Raw genomic sequence first — 21,443 nt, 5'->3', positions numbered from 1 at the left:
GGCTGGAGGCCGGACTTCAGCGTGCGTCTACTGAGCCAGCGCCTCGTCCCATCAGCGCGTCACCATGAGCAACGGTCTGATCCCGCAGGGCCTGAACAACAGCGGCCACGGCCGGTCGGCGCATCGAGTCGGGTCGCAGCACCATCCAGTACGGCAGCCGCTCGGAAAGGGTCTCGGGAAAGAGCCTGACCAGGTCATCGTGCAGGTCGGCCATGAAACAGGGCAGAAAGCCGATGCCCGCACTGGCGCGTGTGGCTTCCACATGGACGAACACATTGGTCGAGGACAATCCGTCCTTCATCGTGGGGACCAGGCGACGTGGGGCGTCGAGATCGTCGACTTGGAGCATGGAGTCCACGAAGTAGACCAGACGATGTTCAACCAATTCTTCGACCGTTGCCGGTGTGCCCCGTTCAGCCAGATAGTCCTGAGAGGCATACATGCCCAATTCGTAGTCGCCGAGTTTGAACGCTTGAGCACGGTGCACCTGCGGCTCACCCACGACGACTTCGATATCCAAGCCAGATCGCTGCTGCAGAGCCTGGCGGGTCACGGTCACGATCTCCACGCTGAGCCCGGGATGTCGACTCCGCAGTTTTGCCACGGCCGGGGCCGCCACGTAGGCGCTGAAGCCATCCGTGGCTGTCATTCGGACCACTCCGGTGATCGGGTCGGGGGCACGGCCTGGTTCGCCGAGGCTGCGCACCGCATCCTCTACCTGTTCCGCCACCCGCACTGCCTCTTCACCCAAGTCGGTGAGTTCCCAACCGCCGGATGCTCGAGACAGGACACGTCCGCCCAAGGCTTTCTCCAGAGCCGCGATGCGACGCGAGATGGTCGTGTGATTCAGCCCCAATGTCGCCGCCGCAGTCGTGAACTTGGCTGATCGGGAAACCGTGAGCAGCACAAGCAGGTCGTTCGGCTTCATGTCCATATCTGCAATATTAGGCAGAGAGGACTCCGAAATGGGCCCCAGAGCAGCAAAGTGTGTGCATGAATGCTCATCACCCGCGCAGAACGATCGGACTCAACTGTTCAGAATCGGTACCGTTCAGAACCGGTCGAACGGGCTCGCGTACTTGAAGGCTCCGCCCTGACCGTCATAGTCCGAGAGTGTGCGGATCTGGAAATAGTCGCCCCACCCGGACTCCGGTGAGGAGACTGCAGTCGCCGAGGCTGGGACGAAACCGAAGCGCGCATAAAAGGCAGGCTCTCCGAGCAGACCCACTACGGTCTCACCTCGGGCGTCTGCAGCACCGAGCACAGCATGCATCAGCGCCGAGCCAACACCCTCACCCTGTTGACCAGGGTCGACACTGACCGGCCCGATTCCCAAAGCAGGTGCGGAATCGACGTGCGCACGAGAGGCGACAACGTGTCCGATGATCTGATCGTCAGCAACGGCAACGAGTGAGAGTTCAGGAATCCACGCCGCATCAGCCCGCAACCAGGAAATCAGAGTCGCTTCCCCAGGATCTCCTCCCGGCTCCACCGGAGGCGCACTGTGCTCCGCACCGCGAAATGCGGCCGCAGTGACGGCGCGAATAGCTTCAGTATCGCCTGAACGTTCTCGTCGGATCAGCATAGTCAGTCAGCCTACTCTCCGATGCTCACCATACCCACCGGCGAACGCCGTATGGGCCATCAACATCTGGTCCCATAGCGTGTCAGACGCACTCCGTCGGGGAACGATCGACTCTCCAGCAAGTTCAGATTCACCCAGTTGTCGAGGGTGGTGAAGAAGGGTGTGCCGCCACCGGTCAGAACCGGGTGGGTGACGAGGATGTACTCGTCGATGAGTCCTGCTCTCATAGCTGTCGCGGCGAGCGCGGCACCGCCGATGTCCATGGGGCCGCCATCTTCCGCCTTGAGTCCGGCGATCTCCGAGGCGGCTTCCCCGTGGATCAGGCGAGCATTCCACCCGACCGTGCCGATCGTCGAAGAGAACACTGCCTTCGGCATCTCCATCCAACGGCGCGCGTACTCGAGCTGCTCCGGCGTGACTCCAGGCTGTTGGTCCGCATACGGCCAGAATGAGCTCATGTCTTCCCACAGTCGCCTGCCGTACAGGGCCAGCTCAATGGACCCGACCCGATCGGACCACCACTGGAACACCTCGTCATTCGGCGTGGTCCAGCCAAGATCATCTCCAGGTGCGGCGACGTAGCCGTCCAGGCTTACATTCATCGCGAAGGTCAGTTTCCGCATAAGATCGGCCCCTCTCAAGTCGGCAGCCGCTGGTGCAGAAGAGTCTACTGCGGCATGTTGACGAAGCGGGACTTCGCGCCCTGGAATGCCACGGAGATGTCAGCTGTCGGACCCGCACGGTGCTTGGCGACGATGATGTCGGCCTCGCCTGCACGTTCGTGTTCCTTGTCGTACATGTCATCACGGTGGATGAGCAGCACCATATCGGCGTCCTGCTCGATCGAACCGGACTCACGCAGGTCCGAGATCATCGGCCGCTTGTCCGTCCTCTGCTCGCTGCCACGGTTGAGCTGTGAAAGCGCGATGACCGGGATCTCAAGCTCTTTGGCCAAGAGCTTGAGCGAACGGGAGAACTCGGAGACCTCCTGCTGACGCGACTCGACTCGCTTGCCGGAGCTCATCAGCTGCAGGTAGTCGACGCAGACCATCTTGAGATCGTGCTGCTGCTTCAGGCGTCGGCACTTCGCACGGATCTCGGTCAGTGCCATATTCGGGGAATCATCGACGAACAGCGGGGCATCGTTGATGCGCGATTCCGTCGCGGCCAGGGTCGTCCAGTCATGAGGGGACAGTTCACCGCGGCGAAGGTTCTGGAGGGGAATCTCCGACTCCGCGGACAGCAGACGCATGACGAGTTCGTTCTTGCCCATCTCCAAGGAGAAGAAGACGGCGGCCTGGCCGTGGTGGATCGCCGCCGAGCGCATGAAGTCCAGGGCCAGAGTGGACTTGCCGACACCGGGACGAGCCGCGATGACGATCATCGTGCCCGGATGGAAACCGTTGGTGAGCTGGTCGAATTCGGTGAAACCGGTCGGCACCCCCGCAGTCTGCCCATCGGTGTCGCCATTGCGTTCGATCTCCTGAGCGACATCGCTGAGGATGTCGGAGAGGATCACATAATCCTCTGTGGTGTGACGTTCGGTGACTTGGTAGATCTCCGCCTGGGCCGAGTTGACGACCTCATCGGTGTCGCCTTCCGCGTCATAGCCCATCTGCACGATGCGCGTGCCGGCCTCGACGAGGCGGCGCAGGACGGCCTGCTCGCGCACAATCGCGGCATAGTAGCCGGCGTTGGCGGCAGTCGGAACGGAGGAGATGAGCGTGTGCAGGTACGCTGCGCCACCGACTCGGGACAGGTCACCGGTCTTCGTCAGGTAGTTGGCCACCGTCACCGAATCCGCAGGTTCACCGCGCGAATACAGGTCGAGGACGGCCTCGTAGATAGTCTCGTGAGCAGGCTTGTAGAAGTCATCGCCGGTCATGGATTCGACGCAGTCGGCGATCGCATCCTTGGACAGAAGCATCGCGCCGAGGACGCTCTGCTCGGCCTCGACGTCCTGCGGCGGGGTCCTCATCCCGTCAAACCCCTGATTGTTGCTCAATCGTCATCCTCTTCCTCGAACCTCGTCGGCTGACACCCGCTTTCAACGCCCTCCAACTGTACCTGGATCGAGAAGCCGCAGACCCACCTCGGCGGGGATATCCGAGTGTGAGCACACGCTCACTCCGGCATGCTCACGGCACCCTCCTCATTCCCGTGAACGGCCCGCGGTCGCCACGGTCACGAGGATCGGCTTCGCCAGCTGCAATCCCGATCTGATGATGAGGATACCGAGGACCACTGACGCGAGAATCGTTGAGAACGTGATCGGTTTGAGCACGAGCGCTGCTCCGGCCAAGGGCAGAACGAGAAGCAGACCGAGACCGCCTGCCAGCAGCGCCACCCAGACGACCGGCCCCAGAACTGCTCTCACCATCGCTTTGTGCATGGTCTCCGGATCCGTTCCGGCGGCGTAGAGATCTTGGAATGTGTCGGCTCGATCGTAGATGTCGGCAACCTGGTTGATCAGCGCGGATACAGCGATCAACAGGATCGATATCCCCATCACCAGCATGACTCCGGTGAAGATGTCCTGCAGCAGAAACCGGTCTGCGTCCTGCATCTGTGCACCGGGTTCATCCGCAGCATCCAGGCCGAGCTGCATGAGCGAGATGCCGGAGCCGCCGACAGCCGCAACGAATGCGGTCATGGCCAGCCCGGATACTCTGCGCCAGAACCGTTTGGGATCGTCGGAGACCAGCCGGGCGGCGATGAGTCGTTCCGGAGTCTGCGCCCGATTCCCGCTCAGGTGGGCAAACCACCTGATCAGCAGGCCGCCGACGAGGTCGACGACGATCAGTCCGAGGATGAACATGACCATGATGGCCGCGATCAGGATGCCCAGTCCGAGGCCGCCGCTCTGCGTCAGCGACACGGCGACCGGCAGGAGCACAATCGCGACGACTGCCAGGATCACCTGCCCGAGGGGAAACTTCCGCTCGAGTGACTTGGTGCGCACACCCAGGGGCGAGATCGCGACCTTGCGCAGTCCCACCAGGGCCGCGACGATGCACACGAGGATGAGGAACACGACCACTGCAGCCACCAGCCACGCGGGCATCAACATGTTCTCGTAGCCGATGGAGCGGCCCATGAAGTGGATGAGGCTCACCGGCCATGCCATGACGAGATAGCCGAGGACTCCGAGCACGATTCCGCAGATTGCAGGCACCAGCGGTTCGGCAACAGCGAGGGTGACGACGGCCGTTCGCCTCGCCCCGAGCAGCGACATCGTGGACAGGCGCTCGTCCTGTCGACGGGCGGACAGGGTCGCCGAGGCGGACGCCAGTGTGCTCGCCGGTATCACGAGCAGGATTGTCGCGAAGCCGGCGAGGAACTTGTACATGAGGTCCATGCCCTCCATGTCCGAACCCGGTGCCGCCGGGGTCTGGAAGAACATCCAGGCCCCGGCGGCGACGGTGAGGAACAGAGTGGCACAGGCGAAGAACGAACTCATCACCAAAAGAGAACTCGAGGAGGTGAACGTCTTGCGTCCCAGCACGAGCGGGACGATTCGAGTTGCTGTGGGCATATCGGTCTCCTTCTCGGAACCTCGTTCTCAGGCCGTGGCGGTCACGGCTGTGACGCGACGGACCAGCGGACGGGTGAACTGGAGCCCCAGCCACACCATCGCAACACCGCCGACGAGCACCGCTGCGACGACTGCGATGGTCAGCGGATCGCCGAGGTCACTGGCCGAAGCCATGAGTCCGGCCAGCAGTCCGCCCAGCACCAGTGACACGAGGGTGACGAGCAGGATGGGCGACATGACCGCGTTGACGGTGACTCGGTGCATCATCTTCTGCGTCATTCCCGCCGAATGCAGCTCCCGGTAGGTCGATGCCCGGTCGAGGATGTCTGCTGCCTGGTTGATCGTCGCGGAGATGACGATGAAGACGAAGGCGATGGCCAGAGTGAGAGTGAGTCCGGTGAAGATGTCATCGGCCATGTACTGGTAGGGGCCCATGATGGCCTTGTCCTCGGCGGTGAGATCTCCCTGATTCGCCCGCATCATCGCCGTGCCGGCACCACCGACGACCGCGATGAAGGTGATCATCGACAGTCCCGCCACGCGACGCCAGTACTGTGCCGGTGCATCGGCGATCATCGAGGCCGCGATCATCGACGTGGGTGTGCGGGCAATCCGGTGACTGAGCCATCCGTGGATGCGCATGACGAGGACGCCGATGACGTTGATGAGCAGAAGGGCGATCCCGATCGTGATGATGCTCGCGACAACGTAGGTCGTTATCGGCTGGTTCCGATTGAGGGAGAAGATGAGGGCACCGACCATGCCGACGACCAGGATGATGACGGTGATGATGCGGGCCACTGGGAACTTCCGAGCCAAGGACCTGGTGCGCACGCCCAATGGTGAAACCGTGATCTTGCGCAGGCCGAGCAGGGCCGAGAGCAGACAGACCAAAAGCAGTCCGATGACGACGGCGGCGAGCAGCCACAGAGGCATCATCAGCGCAGAATATCCGAGCGGTTCACCGGTGAAGACTAAGAAGCTGAGCGGGTAGGCGAGCAGGAAGTAGCCGGCGATACCGGCGAGGATGCCGGCCGAGGCGGGAATGAAGGGCTCGGCGACCGCCAGAAGGCGGACGGTGCCGGGCTTCGCACCCAGCAGGGAAAGTGTGGACAGGCGTTCATCCTGACGCCGGGCACTCAGCTTCGCCGAGGCGACCCCCAGGCTGATCGCGGGAACGATGAGGAAGACCGTGGCCAAGATCGCGAGCAAGCGATAGAGCCCGGCCACCTCGGCGTATCCGGAGACTTCGGGTCGGTCGTTGAACGCCCAGGCACCGCCGGCGACGGTGAGGAAGAGCGTCGAACATGCGAAGAATGCGATGGCGACGAGCTTCGACGTCGTCGAGGTGAAGGATTTCTTGGTCAGTACGACGGGAAGGATATTCATAGTCGGCATCACCGGTTGTTCTGAACGTACTGGTTGCTCTGCACGCGCTGGTCGTTCCCCGCAGGCTGGTTCGCGGAGTCGGAGACGATCCGACCGTCGGCAAGGCGGACGATGCGCGAACAGCGAGCGGCCACCGTCTCATCGTGGGTGACGACGACCAGAGTGGATCCTCGTCCGGTCGTGGAGGCCAGGAGTTCGGAGAGCACCTCGGTGGAGGTGGAGGAGTCCAGGGCACCGGTGGGCTCGTCGGCGAAGGTGACCACGGGCTGGGTGACCTGGGCGCGGGCGATGGCCACGCGTTGAGCCTGTCCGCCGGAGAGCTGTCCGATGCGTTTGTTCAGATGATCGGCCAGTCCCAGGCGCTGGAGCCACGCGCGGGCATGTTCGGTTGCATCGGTGCGCGTCAAGCCTGAGAGCATGGCGGCGAGCGCGACATTGTCCAGAGCGGTGAGTTCGGGCAGGAGCAGACCCTGCTGGAACACGAAGCCGAAGACCTCGCGACGCAGCGCAGTACGGCCCTTCTCCTTCAGTGACGTGATCTCGGCGGCAGCGCTGCGGTCGGTGGGCAGGAGGCGAATGGAGCCCTCGTCGGGACGGATGATGCCGGCCAAGCAGTGCAGGAGGGTCGTCTTTCCGGAACCGGAGGGCCCCATGATGGCCAAAGATTCGCCGAGGCCGATGGTGAGATCGACTCCGGCGAGCGCATAGGTCTGGTTGTAGTGCTTGGTCACGTTCGATGATGTGATGATTGCGGGAAGCTGTGTGTTTGTCATGTCTCTATATTTTCGCAATCGGACTTGCCCGACTATGAAGTCCTCCCACCACCTCGGCGAGGAAAACCCGACATTTGGAATAGGGGTTGCAGATCCCGCGAATCACCTGGTGATTGACTTGAGATCGGTCCCGCCGATGGACCGAACGGCGAGTTCCGACCTATTGTGATTGCGTAGCGGATGCCCGGCGGCTCGCCCTGAGCCAACACGTGGCATCGATCACCGAACATGCGGCTAAGACTGAGGAGTCATCATGAAGGCACAGTGGATCAGCATTCCGGTCGACGATCAGGCTCGCGCTCTGAAGTTCTACACGGATCGGCTCGGCTTCATTCCGAAGGTCGATGTGCCGGTCGGTGAGGACTTCCGCTGGCTGACAGTCGTCTCACCGGAGAATCCCGATGGAGTGGAAGTCGTCCTCGAACCCAAGGGGCACCCCGCCGCGGACACCTACACCAAGGCGCTGGCCGCCGATGGAATCCCCATCAACCAGTTCGCCGTTCAGGATGTCCAGGCCGAATACGATCGCCTGAGCAACCTCGGTGTGACCTTCACTCAGGAACCGACGACGATGGGCGCGGTCACCACGGCAGTCCTCGACGACACCGTCGGCAACCTGATCCAGCTCATTCACCAGGAAGAGGGCGAGCCTGACCTGCCGTGAGCAGGCTGACAGATGCCGTCGAGGACCAATCCGGTTCGCCGATCGTAGGCCGCTCTGGAAGGGCGAATCCCGTATTTGAGTGCGAGTGAGTTGTCGACGGCCATCGCTTGAAAGTCGTCCGGCGTGACCTCTTCGGCCAGAGCGTTGGCCGCATGCCCCTCCCGCACCAGCTCCTCGTGGAAGCTTCCCCCGAGGTGACAGAGCTCCATGAGCGGATCCGAGGCAGGAAACGCCTGCAGCAGAACGTCGTTGACCGCCGGCAGCCGGTATTGAAGGTCGCGGATGGCACCGACGTAGAATCGAATCCGTTCGCTGATACCGGGCACTGACTGGGCATCATCGATGAGGGCCTTCAGTTGAGTCGCGACCACCTCGTCGATGACGGAATCGATCAGTCCGATCCGCCCGCCGAACCTGTTGAAGATCGTCGCCTTGCTCACCTGGGCGGTACCGGCAACGTTCTCCAAGGGTGCCGAAAGCCCCTCGACGCGAAACACCTCGATTGCGGCAGCACGGATCCTCTCGACATTCCGGCGGGCATCCGTACGCAACGTCAGCCCAGAATTCCTATCAGCCACCCTCAGCTCTTCCCTGTTCGCTCCATAACTTGACTCCCTTGGTCACTTTACCGCAGGATGAATGTCGGCACTAAGTTGACCACACAAGTCAACTTAAAAGGGGTGCCCCACCATCAGCACCGGTCTCGGACCGGCTTCAGCGAAAGGCCGCCAGCATGATCATCGTGACCGGAGCAACGGGCGCTCTCAACGGGTTCACTGTGGACCATCTCCTCCACCGGATTGCACCGAGCGACATCGGTGTCAGCGTCCGCAATCCCGACCGCGCACAGCACCTGGCTGACCAGGGCGTTCGCGTCAGACAAGGAAGTTACGACGATCCTGATGCTCTCCGTCACTCGTTCGCCGACGCGGAGCAGGTGCTTCTCGTCTCCTCGAGTGATGTCACCGCGGACGTCATCACACAACACAGAACAGCCATCGACGCGGCAGTCGAGGCTGGAGCTCAACGAATTCTGTACACGAGCGCTCTCGGGACCGGCTTCAACTCCCCGTACCCTCCACTGGCAATTCACGCCGCCACAGAGCAGCATCTTGCCGAGTCGGGCGTTTCCTGGACGGCGCTGCGCAATGGCTTCTACGGAAACCTAGGAGATCTGCTCGGACCATGGCCGGCAACTGGCACAATCGCCAAACCAGCCGACGGTCCCTTCTCATGGATCGACCGACGCGACGCCGGCGAAGCGGCCGCGACAATACTGACCAGTGCATCGTCCTTCGACGGCCCGGTCAATCTCACACTGCCCTCACCGGTGACCCTCGCCGACTTCGCCACCAGCGCCTCCGAACTATCGGGCAACCCTGTCGAACGCATCGTTGTCAAGGACGAAGAGTGGATTGCAGGTGAAGTGGCCACCGGGGTGCCCGAGGCTGCCGCACGATTCACTCTGACGATGTTCCAAGCAACGCGAAGCGGCCATTTCGCGCACGCCGATCCCACCCTGTCTCGTCTCCTCGGACGGGCGCCCCGCACCATCTCCGATCAACTCCGGGAACAGATGGTGCGGACTGACTGATTGCCCACGGACCGACGTCCATCGATCAGGCACACGGATTCTCGCCTAGTTCACGATTTCACATCGAGGTCTCGTCCTCCAGCAACTCCTTGCGGATCTCGACCTTGAGAACCTTGCCCACCTTCGACCTGGGCAGATCGCTCCAGGCATCGATGCGCTTCGGGGTCTTGACGCTGCCGATCCGAGATTTGACGTGCCCCCGCAGCTCCTCCGTCGTCACCGCACCACCTCGGCGAAGCTGAACCACGGCGGTGACCATCTCGCCCCAATGCTCATCGGGCAGACCGATGACGGCGCAGTCCTGAACATCGGGGTGGGAGAGGAGGGCCTGCTCCACTTCAGTGGAATAGACGTTGAACCCTCCGGTGATGATCATGTCCTTGGCGCGATCGACGACATAGAGGTAGTTGTCCTCATCGAGGTAGCCGATGTCGCCGGTGTGGTGCCATCCGAATCGCGTCGCCTCCTCGGTCGCTTCGGGATTCTTGTAATAGCCGTCCATGACGAGCGATCCGCGAACGACGATCTCTCCGCGTTCCCCTCTGGCCAAAATCTCGCCTTCTGGAGACATCACCTCCACAGTGCACAACGGGGTCGGTCTCCCCGCCGAGCTCAGTCGGCTGTCGGCCAGGCTCCCGTCGGGCAGGAAATGATCGCGCGGTGCCATCGTCGAAATCATCATGGGTGCCTCCGTCTGTCCGAACAGCTGCGCCATGACCGGGCCGATCCTCTTGATCGCCTCTTCCAATCGCACCGGCGACATAGGCGCCGCCCCATACCACAGGCATTCGAGGGAACTGAGATCCGTGGAGTCGAGTCCCGTCTCGGCGAGGATCATGTACACGATCGTTGGTGGCAGGAACGAGTGGGTCACTCCATACTCTTCGACGTTGTCCAAGAACGCTCCGACGTCGGCACCGCGCATGATGACGATCTCTCCACCGAGGGCCAGGATCGGAAAGCACAGAACTCCGGCCGCGTGTGTCAGCGGCGCCATCGCCAGGTACACCGGCGTCTTTGTGAATGGATAGGACATCAGGGTCAGTGCGGTCATCGTCTCGAGATTCCGATTCGACAGCATCACTCCCTTCGGCCGTCCAGTCGTTCCACCGGTGCCGACAACCATCGCCAGATCGCCCACGGGTGCACCCGAGGCTTGCCACTCCCCGCCGGCTTCGAGGAACTCTCCCCAACTGAATGCACCTTCAGGCTGTGCATCCAGGCATACCCAGGTATGAACCATGGGCAGATCGGCTCGGATACGGTCGACGAGTTCCGTGTAGGCATTCGCGAAGATCACGACCTTGCAGTCAGAGAGCTCCAGTAACTCGCGATTCTCCTGAGCTTCGTTTCGAGGATTGATCGGGCACCACACGGCTCCGACCCGACTGATACCGAAGACGCAGGTGAAGGCAGTCGGGTCATTGCCGGAGATGATGGCGACCTTGTCTCCCGGCTTTACCCGCCTGGCTGCGAGGCCGGCAGCGATCTCACGCGAGGTGGCCTGCACCTGTGCGTAACTCAGCGTGTCGCCATCGGTCGTCAGGCATGGTGCCTTCGGGTCAATGGAAGCACCCTTGTCGAGATAGTCGAAAAGTCTCATGATCGTCGCTCCTTCAATCCTGTGTCTTCGGCTCTGTGTCTCAGTCCTGTACGGTCAGCACAGGTTTGGCGACCAGTCCGAACTCCCGCAGGACACCCAGCAGCTCCTGATGGCCAAGTGCCTGGCATCCGGAGGCGAATCCCACCCGCCGAGGTGCCTGCTGGGTCAGGTGGTAGGCAAAGTAGGCCTGCAGCAGTCCGGTCTGCTGATAGTTGCTGTTTCCGTGAATGACACAATGTGCCCGCCCCAGAGGTCCGCTGGCGTGGACCGAGTCGAGAGACTTGTTCACCAACGGGTTCTCCCTGGGCGGCATCTCGCTCATAACTTGGGCAGCTGTTTCGATGAGCACCTTGTCGCGGTCTTCATCTGACATGTCCTTGGTCTGTTCGAGCGCATTGGCCACAATGACCGGAACACCCCGCATCAGGGGCGTATTGAACACGCCACCTTGAGCCTTGACATTGGCAACGCGAGGGTCGTTCTTGAACCAAACCGGGTGGCTGGTCCCGCCCCAGGGCAGGGACTGCGCCAGTTCGTGCTGGCCGGGAACGACAAGTGGAACCAGCCCCTCATTCGGATCGAATTCGGTGTACGCATTGCGTTCGAGGTAGTACGCCTTCGAGGTCGCGGCATTGACGAGGATCGTCTGCGTCGAGGCGATCGTCGGGCTTCCACCCCAGAACACGGCGATGTCCAAGGTGTCGAGTCCAGGTTTCTCAAGACACAGGTTCGCTGCGATCTCGCCGATTGTGTACATCTGAGCGAGACCAGGTGAGAGGAGCAGCCCCTTGGCGGCGTATTTCTCTCCGAACTGCGTCTCACAGGTGAGCAGCCAATCCTGCTCACCGGAGGTATCCGTGTAATGAGCTCCTGCGGCCAGTGCCGCCTCGACGACGGTGGGACTGTACTTGGTGAAGGGACCCACCGTGTTGAGCACAACGCTGGCTCCGCTGAAGAGCTCGGTAAGTGCCTCGACGGTGTGATCGACGGCTCGGACCTCATAATCGGCGGTCTCGATCCCAGGGACGTTGGACTGCATCGACTCCCGAACACGGTCCTCGTTGCGGCCGGCTGCCACGAAAGGCACACCGTACTGACGAAGGTATTCGCAGATGATGCGGCCCGTATATCCGCTGGCTCCGTATACGACGACGGGCTTGTTCTGCTCAGGCATAATTTTCTCCTACTCGTGAATGGCGTTCAGGTGCACATGGGTATGGGCATGCAGATCTCAAATGGTTGGAAGCGTAATTACGGGTCACATGCCCATTCCCCCATCGACCTGCAGGGCGGCTCCGTTGACGAATCGTGATTCATCCGAGGCCAGGAACATCAAGGCATCCGTAATGTCTTCCTCCTCGCCCAAGCGACCCGAGGGAGTCAGATCGACGACTGCACCGACGGCAGCTTCCGGTGACTCGAAAAGACCCAGCTCGGAGACATCGTTGGCCAACCCGGCTCCCATCGCATTGGGGACCAGACCAGGGAAGATGCAGTTCACGCGGACCCCGTATCCCAGTTTTCCGCTCTCCATTGCGGCCACTCTTGTCAAGCGATCGATCGCTGACTTGGTCGCGGAATAGACGGAGATTCCGGGAAAGGCGATGGTCGCCGCCACAGAGGCGACGTTGATGATCGTTCCGCCGCCTTCTGCGGGCCCACCCGGTCGCATAGCACGCATTCCGTGTTTGAGGCCCAGGACCGTACCGAGAACATTGACGTCGAGCATCTTCTTGGCGTCAGCAGGGTCGATATCGGTGATCAGACTGGTGATCTCCAGACCGGCATTGTTGATGACAATGTCCAATCCTCCGAGTGCACCGACCGTTGAGTCGATCGCGGCCTGCCACGACGAATCGTCTGTGACATCGAGTTTGACGAAGTGGTTGCCCTCACCCAGTTCCGAGGCAACCTCGGCGCCGCGGTCCTGCAGGTCGGCGATCGCCACCGTGGCCCCTGCAGCGGAGAGTGCACGAGCGTATGACTCACCAAGGCCCTGTGCGCCACCTGTGACCAAAGCCCTGCGCCCGGTCAGATCGTATGTTGACATTTTCGGCTCCTTTGCCTGTGATTTATCTGGTGCGACCAGCGTCACATTCATTCTTGACAAGTGTCAAGACCAATTGTCCAAACCATTGATCCAGGTTCGGTCACCAGCTAGCATGGAAGCGTGGCAAGCACTCAGACTGAGCAGAAGTCTGCCCGCAGCAGGAGGGGCACGGGCAGCTACGACGAACGTCGGATCAAGCTCGCAGAATCCGCCTTGCGGACCCTCGGCCAGCTCGGCTATGCGCGAACGAGCCTGCGCGACATCGCGGCGAACTCTGAATTCAGCCACGGCGTGGTTCATTACTATTTCCGCGATAAGACCGAACTCATCATCTTCTGCGTCAAGCACTACAAGACCCAGTGCATGCACCGTTATGACTCGGTCGTGTCAGAGTCCACCACAGCGGATGGACTGCTCACCGGATTCGCTGACAAGCTCGTGCAGACGCTGTCGGAAGAGCCGTCGATGCACCGTCTCTGGTACGATCTGCGATCGCAGAGCATGTTTCAGGAGGCGCTTCGCGTCGATGTGTACGACATCGATCGTGGACTCGAGGACATGATCTGGCGGGTGGTGACCCGATACGCGGAGTTGAGCGAGAGTCGACCGATGATCGAATCGCGTGCCGCCTACACCATGTTCGATGGCATCTTCGAAAGCGCGCTGCGGGATTTCCTTGCCGATCGAGCGGGCACGGTCGAGTGGATCAGAGCTCAGGTGACAAGCCTTCTTCCGGCGCTGTGCACACCCGTGGACTCAACCTCGAGCTGATCGCCTGGCTGCTGCGGGCAACGGCGATTTCCACGGTCGCGACAGCATGATCGCCCTCACCCGGGCAGCAGCACGATGATCGTGTGGATGAGAAGTCCGACCAGGGCTCCGATCACGGTTCCGTTGATACGGATGTACTGCAGATCCCGGCCGACGTAGAGCTCGATACGCTCGGCGGCTTCCTTCGCGTCCCAGCGTTCGATCGTGTCGGAGATGACGCTGGCGATCTCGGGGCCGAAACTCTCGGCCAGGTCTCCGGCCGTGGTGGCGATCCTGTCATCGATCTTGGCGGCGAACTTCGAGTCAGCCTGCAGCCGCTGGGCGAATTCTCCGATGAGTTCCGAGATGCGTCCGCGCACCTCGCCATTGGGGTCGATGATGGCTTGGCGCAGGAGCTGCTTAAGGCTGCTCCAGATCTCGAGCACGGAGTCGACGACCCCTGACTGGCTGAGCAGGTCGTTGATGATGACCTCTGCCTTCTCCGACAGCGGAGTCTCCCCATTGAGGTCGTCGGAGAGGTCGACGAGCCAGGCGTCGAGGGCCTGACGGGCCTTGTGGTATTCGTTGTCGCGGACGTCGGCGACCCAACCGAGCACCTCTCGCTGCAGCCGGTTCGACAGCTGCTCGTTGACGAAATCGGGGACCCAGGACGGTGCCCGATTGTGGACGATCTCATCGATGACCTGCGGATTGTCGCTCAACCAGGAGTACGCCTCGGCGACGATGAGGTCGACAAGTTTGTGGTGCGCACCGTCGAGGACGATCTGGCGCAGCAGCTGCGCCAGCACCGGGGTCTTGCGGGTCGCGACCAGGCGCGGAATGATGACGTTCTTGGTCAGAGCCACGACGGATTCGTCGTCGATGCGAGCCAGCACATATTCGAGCCCACCGGCCGCGCGGTCGACCACGAGGTCACGGTTGGCGGATCTGCTCAACCACTCACCGGCACGATGGGAAACCTGAGCGGACCGGATCTTCGTCGACACCGCCTCGGCGTGGAGGAAGTTCGCGGCGACGAATGCGGACAGGCTCGCGCCCAGGGTGTCCTTCTTGCGCGGAATGATCGCGGTGTGCGGGATCGGCAGACCGAGCGGGTGGCGGAAGAGGGCGGTGACGGCGAACCAGTCGGCGATCGCACCGATCATCGCGGCCTCGGACGCGCGCGAGACGAAGCCCCAGACCCCGGTGTTGTCGGTGAAGATGTGGGTGATAAGGAAGATGATGGTGGCGAGGATGAGCAGCGACAGTGCCAGTGTGCGCATCTTGCGCAGACCCCGTCCCCGCTCCTGATCTTCCGGCGTCAGTTCGCTCGGACCGCCGAAGCGCGGCACGGACGGTGCTTTTTCGATCGACATCGTTCCCCCTTGTCATCTGTCATCGACTTTAGCGAAGTCCCCGCCCAAGATGGTCATCGGCAGGCTGTGCCGAGGCTGGGAACCTGTATCACGGCCCCGCTTCCTCCGTCACGGCCCCGGTTTCTGAAACCGTACATGGAACCGCAACTGAGGCCGCAAGAGCGGTCCGCCCTGTTGCCGATGGCCTCATCGTGTTTGTATGGGAGAGACAACATTCGACGAATTGAGAAGGATGACATGGCGGAGAACTTTGCCGTCGGCGATCACGTGGGGTGGAACTCGGAGGCCGGCGAAGTCTCAGGCACGATCACAAAGGTCCACACCACAGACTTCGAATACAAGGGCCACAATCGTCGCGCTTCGAAGGATGAGCCGCAGTACGAAATCAAGAGCGACAAGACCGACCACATCGCCGCCCACAAGGGCACGGCTCTCCACCGGATCGACAAGGAGTGAGCAGCTCGCGGTTCCTCACCATCGGCCATTCGAATCATTCCCTCTCGGAGTTCATCGACCTCCTGACCGAGAATTCCGCTGAGGTGGTTGTCGATGTCCGCAAATTGCCCGGATCGAAGAGGAACCCCCAGTTCAACGCGGATACTCTCTTCGATGACCTTGCCGAGTCGGGGGTGGAGCTACGTCGGCTCGAAGGGCTGACCGGCAGGCGACCCGTGAACCATGACATCGGGTTCGAGGTCAATGGGTGGTGGAAGAACCGCAGTTTCCACAACTATGCCGATCATGCCCTGACGGAGGAGTTCCGCGACGATTTCGACCGGCTGCTTGAGTGGGGCGCGAACAGACGCAGTGTGCTGATGTGCTCGGAGGCCGTGTGGTGGCGCTGCCATCGGCGCATCATCGCCGATAACCTGCTCGCCCACGACTTCCCAGTCACCCACATCATGGGCAAGAACCAGACCACTGCGGCCGAACTCAGCGCGGGAGCCACCGTCGCCAAGGACGGAACGGTCACGTACCCAGCTACCGACGAGGAGTGAGGCAGTAGTCTCAATTGACGAGACCTAACAGTCTCACCAACATTTCGGACGTAGTGTGTCGGGGTCTGGTCACCGCTGTCCCGCACGGGAGGGATCCGACCAGGTTCCGCTTCAGGCTGACCAGACGGTTCATCCCCGTACAGTCAGGAGCAGCCGTGTCCGCACTACCGGCCGAGGCCACCATTTCCGAGATCACCGATCTCATCACCTTCAACACCACGAGCCGGGACACGAATCTCCCACTCATCGATCACGTCGTCGAACGCCTCAAGGCCGCGGACTTCGAATCTCAGCTTGTGCCCAACGCCGAAGGCACCAAGGCGAATCTGCTGGCCACTCTGCCGGCCGCCGACGGTTCCACCAGCGGAGGCATCGTCCTGTCCGGGCACACCGATGTCGTACCTGTCGACGGTCAGGACTGGTCGAGCGATCCCTTCACCCCGCAGGTCAGGGACGGCAAGCTCTACGCGCGCGGCAGCGCAGACATGAAATCCTTCATCGGCGTCATCCTCGCCAAACTGCCCGAGCTGGCAGCCGCGAAGCTCAAGGAGCCCATCCACCTCGCCTTCTCCTATGACGAAGAGGTCGGCTGTGTGGGCGCGATCGACCTCGTAGACACAATCACCGAGGCGGGTCTGGCCCCTCGCGGCTGCATCGTCGGTGAGCCCTCGAGCATGCGGGTCGTGCGCGGACACAAGTCGATGAACGTCTTCCGCGTCGACTTCCACGGCGTTGCGGCCCATTCCTCCCTGACCCCGGAAGGTGTGAACTCGATTGCCTACGCCGCCGAGTTCGTCACCTTCGTCCATGCGGTCGCCGCCGAATTCCGCAGCGAGGGACCTTTCGATGAGAACTACGTCGTGCCCTTCACCACGGTGACAGCGAATACGATCAGCGGCGGCATCGCCGTCAACACGATCCCCGCCGAGGCGAGCGTGCAGTTCGAATTCCGATCCCTGGGATCCGTCGACCGTGAGGCCCTGGTTGAACGGTTCCGTGCCGAGGCGGCTCGTCTCGAACGCATGATGCGCGCGGAGAACGACAGCGCCCGAGTCGACTTCACCGTTGAGGCAGCCGCCCCCGGCTGCGAAACTCCGGCGGAGGCCGACATCGTCTCCCTGGCTGGTCAGTGGGGCGGAGAGATCAGCGACGACAAGGTCACCTACGGCACCGAGGCGGGGCTGTTCTCCAATGCCGGCATCCCCACTGTCGTCTGCGGCCCCGGGGACATCGCCCAGGCACACGCTCCCGATGAATTCATCGAACTCGAACAGATCGCCGCCTGCGAAGCGTTCATCGGCAACCTCATCACCGATCTCAGCGCAGAAGCCGACCCCAGCGCAGCAGGAAAGTAGGCACCATGAGTTCCTCCACCGCGAATCCGCAGCAAGAGCCCGTGCTCGAGGCGACTCCGGAACGTCTCCTTGCCGCACGCAAGGCCGTCATCTCCAGCTCGATCGGTGCAGCCCTCGAATGGTTCGACATCATCGTCTTCGCGTCGTTCGCCGTCGTGATCTCGGAGATCTTCTACCCCGAGGGTGATCCGGTCTTCTCCCTCATCCTCACGTTCGCCACGTTCGCGATCTCCTACCTGGTCCGCCCCATCGGCGGCCTGGTCCTGGGCAGGTACGCCGATCGACGCGGACGTAAGCCGGCACTGACACTGACACTGTTCCTCATGATGCTCGGCACGCTGCTCATGGCGATTGCCCCGACCTATTCGCAGATCGGAATCTGGGGCGCGCTCATCATCCTGACTTCCCGCCTGCTGCAGGGATTCTCCGCCGGCGGCGAGTTCGGCACAGCGACGACCTTCCTTGTGGAGACCGCTCCGCACCGGAAGATGTACTACGCCTCCTGGCAGATCGCCAGCCAGGGCGCGTCGATGGCCTTGGCCTCGGCCTTCGGATTCGCCCTCAATACCTATCTCTCCGACGAAGCACTCCATTCGTGGGGGTGGAGGGTGCCGTTCCTCATCGGTCTCCTCGTGGGACCTGTCGGACTCTACATCCGCTCCAAGCTCGACGAGACCGAGGAGTTCACGTCGAGGCCTCCGGCGAAGTCGCCTCTGCGCACACTCTTCGCCAACCACTGGGGTCGCATCCTCGCAGCCTCCGCGTCGGTCGGTGTCGCCACGATCTCCGTGTACATGATCCTCTTCATGCCGACCTTCGCAATGTCCAACCTGGGCATCTCACCGACAGCGGCCTACCTCGGCGGCATTCTGGCCGGTCTGATCTGCCTGATCGGGTCACCGCTGGTGGGCCGCCTTGCCGATCGCGTCGGTCCCGCGCGGATCATGACCTATGCCGCGATCGCGGCCCTGGTGCTCGCGTGGCCGCTGTTCCAGCTCATCGTCACCCAGCGCAGTGTGCCAGCGTTCATCTTCGTCATCGCCGTGCTCGGTGTGATCATGGCGTTCTACTTCGCGCCGCTGCCGGGCATGCTCTCCGTGCTGTTCCCCGCGGAGATCAGGGGCACCGGGCTGTCCACGGCCTACAACATCGGTGTGACGCTCCTCGGTGGCATCGCTCCCTTGGTGCTCACCTGGCTCCTCGACGTCACCGGTTCACTGAACTCGCCGAGCGTCTACTACATGGGAGTCGCCGTGCTCTCCCTCATCGGCCTGTTCTTCGTCCGCAGGCACTACGGCCAGCGCTGAGGCAGGCGGCAGGGCGCGACTGACACCGGCGACCGTCCTTCCGGCTTGCCTGCATGATTCCCCGTCATCGCGCCCTGCCCTCGGACGGCCTGCCCTTGAGGGCCAGCCTTGGTATCCTGACGCCATGTACTGGCCACTGACGCCCCGGGAACATGAGGTCGCGCTGACGATCATCCGTCACGCCCACCCGTCACCGGATGAGGAGGACCGCGCGACGTTCACCGGAGTCCAGCAGGAAGCCTGGGACCCTCCGACTATGATCACACCTGCACAGCGTGTGACCTGGGAGTCCAACCTCGCCGAGGCGGTCGTGACCAACCCCTGCGACTGTGGTTCCTGCCCGTCGATCGGGATGCGCCCGGTGACTCGCGTCGATGACGTGGCCAGAGATGACACCGGTGGGCAGGGAGACTTCGCGAACCGCATCATTCTCGACGCGACGGTCGATGGGTGCATGCTGCTGCTGTTCATCGACGACGACAGCCCCAGCTATCTCGAATTAGCGCCGACCAGCGAGGGAATCTACACAGAGTTCCCGCCACCCGAACGCATTCTGTTCTGAATTCTCACCGACGCCAACCACGCCTCGCGCCCCACTCGTCGAGAGCATACAAAAACGTCGAGGGGACACTCTGTAAAGTGTCCCCTCGACGTTAAGCTCTGCTTTCGACTACGAGTCGAGCTGACCAACGGCCAGTCACGCTCGATGCGGAAGCATCAGGCCTTGCCGACGACCTCGAACTTGGCGTTCGCGGTGATCTCGTCGTTGACGCGCACCGTAGCGGTGTAGCTGCCGGAGGTCTTGACGTGAGCAGGCAGTGCAACCTGACGACGATCGAAGTCGTGTCCGGTTGCGGTGTGCAGCGCCTCGGCCACAAGTGCCGGGGTCACGGCGCCGAAGAGGCGGCCGTTCTTGCCGGACTTGAGCTCGATGCGAGCGCTGGAGGATTCCAGCTGGGCCTTGACCTTGACTGCTTCATCGTGGTCGGCGATCTGCTTGGCCTGACGGGTCTTGCGGAGAGCAAGGACATGCTTCTCTGCACCGGCGGACCATGCGGATGCCCAGCCACGGGGCAGCAGCAGGTTACGTGCGTATCCGGCGCGAACCTCGACGATGTCGCCGGCGGCTCCCAGACCATCAACTTCCTGGTTAAGAATTACTTTACGGTTAGGCATGTTCTTTCCCTCCGATCAGCGAGCAGTGCTCGAGTAGGGCAGAAGTGCCATCTCGCGGGCGTTCTTAACGGCCTTCGCGATGACGCGCTGTTCCTGCACGGTCACGCCGGTGACGCGACGGGCACGGATCTTGCCGCGGTCGGAAATGAACTTACGGAGCGTAGCGGTGTCCTTGTAGTGGATCTTCGCCGCTTCGCCCTTCTTGAGCGGATTAGCCTTCTTCTTGATAGGCTTCCGGATCTCTGGCTTGGCCATGAGTATCTCCTGATTTACGAAATGTCTTGAACGTGTTTAGAACGGTGGCTCATCGGCGCCCGGGTTGCCCCAGCCGCCGTTGCCGCCCTGTGGACTCGATGATGCCCACGGATCGTTTGCCGGTGAGTTGTTCCCCTGGCCGTAACCGCCCTGGCGCTGACCACTCTGCTGCGAGCCACCCTGTTGTGGGTTGCCCTGTTGCGGGTTGTTGCCCCAGCCCGACGACTGCTGCTGACCGAAGCCTCCCTGCTGGGAGCCTCCGCCCTGCTGCGCTCCGCCGAAGTTACCGCCACCGGAGAATCCGCCTCCGCTGCGTTCGTTCTTCGTCACCTGAGCGGTGGCGCGTCGCAGGCTGGGGCCGACTTCGTCGACGTCCAGTTCCATGACGGTGCGCTTTTCGCCCTCTTTAGTTTCGAAGGACCGCGACTTGAGGCGGCCCTGAACGACGACCCGAGTACCACGCTGCAAGGATTCGGCTACGTTTTCGCCCATCTCACGCCACACCGAGCAGCGAAGGAACAGGGTTTCCCCGTCCTTGAACTCGTTGGACTGACGGTCGAACATACGCGGCGTCGAAGCCACGGTGAAGTTTGCGACCGCAGCACCGTTAGGTGTGAAGCGCAGTTCGGGATCACTTGTCAGGTTCCCGACGACCGTGATGACTGTTTCGCCTGCCATTGACTGCTCCTTGAAACGAGGTGCTTGACGCTATTACTTGGCGTCCGGGCGGAGGATCTTGGTGCGCAGGACGGACTCGTTGAGTCCGAGCTGGCGATCGAGTTCCTTGGTCGTTGCAGGCTCTGCGTGGAAATCAACCACGACGTAGAAGCCTTCGGACTTCTTCTGGATGTCGTAGGCGAAGCGCCTGCGTCCCCAGATGTCCACGTTGTCGACGGTTCCGTTTTCAGCCGGGACAACCTTCATCAGTTTGTCCACGGTGTCAGCCAACGTCCGCTCTTCGGTTTCGTTGTCAAGAATGAGCATGAGCTCGTAATGACGCATCTGTCACCCACCTCCTCTGGTCTTTGCGGCC

The 21,443-nt window shown here is 62.0% G+C and carries 24 protein-coding genes; 8 read left to right on the top strand and 16 right to left on the bottom strand.

The window, feature by feature from the left end; genetic code table 11:
* Window positions 1-16: 16 nt before the first annotated feature.
* The 7 genes from HU144_RS03985 to HU144_RS03955 all read right to left on the bottom strand — a co-directional run bounded on the left by HU144_RS03985 (window position 17) and on the right by HU144_RS03955 (window position 7,282).
* Entirely contained in the window at window positions 17-934 is a 918-nt protein-coding gene (locus HU144_RS03985) for a LysR family transcriptional regulator (RefSeq protein ID WP_235350232.1), read from the bottom strand.
* A gap of 117 nt (window positions 935-1,051) precedes the next feature.
* Complete coding sequence (locus HU144_RS03980) at window positions 1,052-1,585, bottom strand: GNAT family N-acetyltransferase (protein WP_235350231.1); 534 nt, start codon at window positions 1,583-1,585, stop codon at window positions 1,052-1,054.
* Window positions 1,586-1,644: 59 nt separating this feature from the next.
* Window positions 1,645-2,208, bottom strand: coding sequence for a dihydrofolate reductase family protein (locus HU144_RS03975; RefSeq protein ID WP_235350230.1), 564 nt, complete (start codon window positions 2,206-2,208; stop codon window positions 1,645-1,647).
* Window positions 2,209-2,252: 44 nt separating this feature from the next.
* Window positions 2,253-3,563 carry a replicative DNA helicase gene (dnaB, locus tag HU144_RS03970; protein WP_101618901.1) on the bottom strand — a complete coding sequence of 437 codons (1,311 nt, stop codon included), beginning with the start codon at window positions 3,561-3,563 and terminating at the stop codon, window positions 2,253-2,255.
* A 174-nt stretch (window positions 3,564-3,737) separates the two neighbouring features.
* Window positions 3,738-5,120 (bottom strand): FtsX-like permease family protein, encoded by a 1,383-nt coding sequence (locus HU144_RS03965; protein WP_235350229.1) that lies wholly within the window; start codon window positions 5,118-5,120, stop codon window positions 3,738-3,740.
* A gap of 27 nt (window positions 5,121-5,147) precedes the next feature.
* Window positions 5,148-6,509, bottom strand: coding sequence for an FtsX-like permease family protein (locus tag HU144_RS03960; RefSeq protein ID WP_235350228.1), 1,362 nt, complete (start codon window positions 6,507-6,509; stop codon window positions 5,148-5,150).
* Between the two features lie 8 nt (window positions 6,510-6,517).
* Window positions 6,518-7,282, bottom strand: coding sequence for an ABC transporter ATP-binding protein (locus tag HU144_RS03955; protein WP_235350227.1), 765 nt, complete (start codon window positions 7,280-7,282; stop codon window positions 6,518-6,520).
* Between the two features lie 253 nt (window positions 7,283-7,535).
* Here HU144_RS03955 and HU144_RS03950 point away from each other — a divergent pair, with 253 nt between their 5' ends.
* Window positions 7,536-7,946, top strand: a complete 411-nt coding sequence (locus HU144_RS03950) for a VOC family protein (protein WP_235350226.1) — start codon at window positions 7,536-7,538, stop codon at window positions 7,944-7,946.
* Here the strand turns inward: HU144_RS03950 and HU144_RS03945 are convergent.
* Complete coding sequence (locus HU144_RS03945; RefSeq protein WP_235350225.1) at window positions 7,913-8,524, bottom strand: TetR/AcrR family transcriptional regulator; 612 nt, start codon at window positions 8,522-8,524, stop codon at window positions 7,913-7,915. The genes HU144_RS03950 and HU144_RS03945 overlap by 34 nt on opposite strands.
* 155 nt (window positions 8,525-8,679) lie before the next feature.
* Between HU144_RS03945 and HU144_RS03940 the strand changes: the two genes are divergently transcribed.
* Window positions 8,680-9,540 (top strand): SDR family oxidoreductase, encoded by an 861-nt coding sequence (locus tag HU144_RS03940; protein WP_235350224.1) that lies wholly within the window; start codon window positions 8,680-8,682, stop codon window positions 9,538-9,540.
* Between the two features lie 58 nt (window positions 9,541-9,598).
* Here the strand turns inward: HU144_RS03940 and HU144_RS03935 are convergent, their stop codons facing one another.
* From HU144_RS03935 to HU144_RS03925, 3 genes are all read right to left on the bottom strand, one after another.
* Complete coding sequence (locus tag HU144_RS03935; protein ID WP_235350223.1) at window positions 9,599-11,143, bottom strand: acyl-CoA synthetase; 1,545 nt, start codon at window positions 11,141-11,143, stop codon at window positions 9,599-9,601.
* A gap of 40 nt (window positions 11,144-11,183) precedes the next feature.
* Complete coding sequence (locus HU144_RS03930) at window positions 11,184-12,317, bottom strand: DUF5938 domain-containing protein (protein ID WP_235345272.1); 1,134 nt, start codon at window positions 12,315-12,317, stop codon at window positions 11,184-11,186.
* An 84-nt stretch (window positions 12,318-12,401) separates the two neighbouring features.
* Window positions 12,402-13,193, bottom strand: a complete 792-nt coding sequence (locus HU144_RS03925; RefSeq protein ID WP_235350222.1) for an SDR family NAD(P)-dependent oxidoreductase — start codon at window positions 13,191-13,193, stop codon at window positions 12,402-12,404.
* A 120-nt stretch (window positions 13,194-13,313) separates the two neighbouring features.
* On the opposite strand from HU144_RS03925, the gene HU144_RS03920 reads away from it, so the two are divergent.
* Window positions 13,314-13,964 (top strand): TetR/AcrR family transcriptional regulator, encoded by a 651-nt coding sequence (locus HU144_RS03920; RefSeq protein ID WP_204235313.1) that lies wholly within the window; start codon window positions 13,314-13,316, stop codon window positions 13,962-13,964.
* 56 nt (window positions 13,965-14,020) lie between these two features.
* Here HU144_RS03920 and HU144_RS03915 read toward each other — a convergent pair whose 3' ends face one another.
* Complete coding sequence (locus HU144_RS03915; RefSeq protein WP_235345274.1) at window positions 14,021-15,319, bottom strand: DUF445 domain-containing protein; 1,299 nt, start codon at window positions 15,317-15,319, stop codon at window positions 14,021-14,023.
* Window positions 15,320-15,556: 237 nt separating this feature from the next.
* Between HU144_RS03915 and HU144_RS03910 the strand changes: the two genes are divergently transcribed.
* The 5 genes from HU144_RS03910 (at window position 15,557) to HU144_RS03890 (ending at window position 19,541) form a co-directional block, all read left to right on the top strand.
* Window positions 15,557-15,775, top strand: coding sequence for a DUF2945 domain-containing protein (locus HU144_RS03910; protein WP_235345275.1), 219 nt, complete (start codon window positions 15,557-15,559; stop codon window positions 15,773-15,775).
* Window positions 15,772-16,317, top strand: a complete 546-nt coding sequence (locus HU144_RS03905; RefSeq protein WP_235350221.1) for a DUF488 domain-containing protein — start codon at window positions 15,772-15,774, stop codon at window positions 16,315-16,317. The genes HU144_RS03910 and HU144_RS03905 overlap by 4 nt, the downstream gene beginning before the upstream one ends.
* A 155-nt stretch (window positions 16,318-16,472) precedes the next feature.
* The gene (gene argE, locus HU144_RS03900; RefSeq protein WP_235350220.1) at window positions 16,473-17,672 is read left to right on the top strand and encodes an acetylornithine deacetylase; all 1,200 of its coding nucleotides are present in this window, start codon (window positions 16,473-16,475) and stop codon (window positions 17,670-17,672) included.
* Window positions 17,673-17,677: 5 nt separating this feature from the next.
* Complete coding sequence (locus tag HU144_RS03895; protein WP_235350219.1) at window positions 17,678-18,979, top strand: MFS transporter; 1,302 nt, start codon at window positions 17,678-17,680, stop codon at window positions 18,977-18,979.
* 124 nt (window positions 18,980-19,103) lie between these two features.
* The gene (locus tag HU144_RS03890) at window positions 19,104-19,541 is read left to right on the top strand and encodes a hypothetical protein (protein ID WP_235350218.1); all 438 of its coding nucleotides are present in this window, start codon (window positions 19,104-19,106) and stop codon (window positions 19,539-19,541) included.
* Between the two features lie 155 nt (window positions 19,542-19,696).
* Here the strand turns inward: HU144_RS03890 and rplI are convergent, their stop codons facing one another.
* The 4 genes from rplI to rpsF are packed head-to-tail and all read right to left on the bottom strand — an operon-like array spanning window position 19,697 to window position 21,412.
* A complete protein-coding gene (rplI, locus tag HU144_RS03885; RefSeq protein ID WP_235345280.1) occupies window positions 19,697-20,155 on the bottom strand; it encodes a 50S ribosomal protein L9 in 459 nt (152 codons plus the stop codon).
* 15 nt (window positions 20,156-20,170) lie between these two features.
* Window positions 20,171-20,410 carry a 30S ribosomal protein S18 gene (rpsR, locus tag HU144_RS03880; protein WP_009882767.1) on the bottom strand — a complete coding sequence of 80 codons (240 nt, stop codon included), beginning with the start codon at window positions 20,408-20,410 and terminating at the stop codon, window positions 20,171-20,173.
* Between the two features lie 36 nt (window positions 20,411-20,446).
* A complete protein-coding gene (locus HU144_RS03875) occupies window positions 20,447-21,088 on the bottom strand; it encodes a single-stranded DNA-binding protein (RefSeq protein WP_235350217.1) in 642 nt (213 codons plus the stop codon).
* Window positions 21,089-21,121: 33 nt separating this feature from the next.
* Complete coding sequence (gene rpsF / locus HU144_RS03870) at window positions 21,122-21,412, bottom strand: 30S ribosomal protein S6 (RefSeq protein WP_114384810.1); 291 nt, start codon at window positions 21,410-21,412, stop codon at window positions 21,122-21,124.
* Between the last annotated feature and the right edge of the window lie 31 nt (window positions 21,413-21,443).

Source organism: Brevibacterium sp. UCMA 11752 (genome assembly GCF_021532235.1).
Lineage (GTDB): Bacteria > Actinomycetota > Actinomycetes > Actinomycetales > Brevibacteriaceae > Brevibacterium > Brevibacterium antiquum.
The sequence above is the reverse complement of the archived record's forward strand: the minus strand, read 5'-3'. Positions and strand labels throughout refer to the sequence as shown.

Bases quoted from the DNA above. Each gene is read 5' to 3' on its own strand.
- HU144_RS03940 (WP_235350224.1), top strand. From the start codon at position 8,680: ATGATCATCGTGACCGGAGCAACGGGCGCTCTCAACGGGTTCACTGTG.
- HU144_RS03980 (WP_235350231.1), bottom strand. From the start codon at position 1,585: ATGCTGATCCGACGAGAACGTTCAGGCGATACTGAAGCTATTCGCGCC.
- HU144_RS03935 (WP_235350223.1), bottom strand. From the start codon at position 11,143: ATGAGACTTTTCGACTATCTCGACAAGGGTGCTTCCATTGACCCGAAG.
- HU144_RS03965 (WP_235350229.1), bottom strand. From the start codon at position 5,120: ATGCCCACAGCAACTCGAATCGTCCCGCTCGTGCTGGGACGCAAGACG.
- HU144_RS03910 (WP_235345275.1), top strand. From the start codon at position 15,557: ATGGCGGAGAACTTTGCCGTCGGCGATCACGTGGGGTGGAACTCGGAG.
- HU144_RS03930 (WP_235345272.1), bottom strand. From the start codon at position 12,317: ATGCCTGAGCAGAACAAGCCCGTCGTCGTATACGGAGCCAGCGGATAT.
- dnaB (WP_101618901.1), bottom strand. From the start codon at position 3,563: ATGAGGACCCCGCCGCAGGACGTCGAGGCCGAGCAGAGCGTCCTCGGC.
- HU144_RS03975 (WP_235350230.1), bottom strand. From the start codon at position 2,208: ATGCGGAAACTGACCTTCGCGATGAATGTAAGCCTGGACGGCTACGTC.
- rpsR (WP_009882767.1), bottom strand. From the start codon at position 20,410: ATGGCCAAGCCAGAGATCCGGAAGCCTATCAAGAAGAAGGCTAATCCG.
- rplI (WP_235345280.1), bottom strand. From the start codon at position 20,155: ATGCCTAACCGTAAAGTAATTCTTAACCAGGAAGTTGATGGTCTGGGA.
- HU144_RS03925 (WP_235350222.1), bottom strand. From the start codon at position 13,193: ATGTCAACATACGATCTGACCGGGCGCAGGGCTTTGGTCACAGGTGGC.
- HU144_RS03915 (WP_235345274.1), bottom strand. From the start codon at position 15,319: ATGTCGATCGAAAAAGCACCGTCCGTGCCGCGCTTCGGCGGTCCGAGC.
- rpsF (WP_114384810.1), bottom strand. From the start codon at position 21,412: ATGCGTCATTACGAGCTCATGCTCATTCTTGACAACGAAACCGAAGAG.
- HU144_RS03890 (WP_235350218.1), top strand. From the start codon at position 19,104: ATGTACTGGCCACTGACGCCCCGGGAACATGAGGTCGCGCTGACGATC.
- HU144_RS03985 (WP_235350232.1), bottom strand. From the start codon at position 934: ATGGACATGAAGCCGAACGACCTGCTTGTGCTGCTCACGGTTTCCCGA.
- HU144_RS03875 (WP_235350217.1), bottom strand. From the start codon at position 21,088: ATGGCAGGCGAAACAGTCATCACGGTCGTCGGGAACCTGACAAGTGAT.
- HU144_RS03895 (WP_235350219.1), top strand. From the start codon at position 17,678: ATGAGTTCCTCCACCGCGAATCCGCAGCAAGAGCCCGTGCTCGAGGCG.
- HU144_RS03960 (WP_235350228.1), bottom strand. From the start codon at position 6,509: ATGAATATCCTTCCCGTCGTACTGACCAAGAAATCCTTCACCTCGACG.
- HU144_RS03955 (WP_235350227.1), bottom strand. From the start codon at position 7,282: ATGACAAACACACAGCTTCCCGCAATCATCACATCATCGAACGTGACC.
- HU144_RS03950 (WP_235350226.1), top strand. From the start codon at position 7,536: ATGAAGGCACAGTGGATCAGCATTCCGGTCGACGATCAGGCTCGCGCT.